Below are 704 nucleotides of genomic sequence, written 5' to 3'. Positions count from 1 at the left end.
TTCGAGAAGTCGGCAATATCGTGCAACGCTGTGCGAATTTGTGCCAACAGCTTCAAGCGGTTGGCACGTTCGTCAGCATTGTCGCTATTGACCGTAACCTTTTCGAAGAATGTATCGACCGGTTCACGCAACCGCGCAAATTCGGTCATGGCCGCGGCGTAGTCCTCGTCACGCAGAAGTGGCAAGGCCTTGTGCCGGACATCAATGAGCGCCTCATACAGATTGCGTTCTTCTTCCAGGCTCAGAAGATCCGCGGAAACGTCCGCGTCATAGGACGTTCCGTCCTTTTTCTCTTCGATGCGCAGAATGTTAGACGCACGCTTGTATCCGGCCATCAGGTTGACGCCGCTTTCGCCAGAGACAAAATCGGAAAGCGCTTCAACACGGGCCAACAGGCGGACAAGATCGTCCTCGCCATCCAGGGCAAACACGGCCGACACCAGATCATGGCGGACACCCTGTTCACGCAGATGGACTTTGAGACGGTCAGCAAAGAAGGCCAAAAGGTCTTCGACCGCCTCGTCACGACGAATATCTGCCGGGTACTGGGAAACTGCAAAGGCAAAGATACGCCCAAGCGGCAAACGCAAACCGTTTTCCAGAACCAGACGAATGACACCCAATGCCGCACGACGCAAAGCAAACGGATCTTTTGAACCGGTCGGCTTTTCATCAATCGCAAAGAACCCGGCAAGGGTATCAAG

Annotated in this window: 1 protein-coding gene; it reads right to left on the bottom strand. The window is 54.4% G+C overall.

The window, feature by feature from the left end; translation table 11 throughout:
• On the bottom strand, positions 1-704 hold a 704-nt coding region (locus B2R48_RS07345; RefSeq protein WP_296999164.1), incomplete at both ends, for a glycine--tRNA ligase subunit beta.

It is taken from the genome of Thalassospira sp. UBA848 (assembly GCF_002295455.1).
Lineage (GTDB): Bacteria > Pseudomonadota > Alphaproteobacteria > Rhodospirillales > Thalassospiraceae > Thalassospira.
This window is presented reverse-complemented; position numbering and strand designations above follow the sequence as displayed.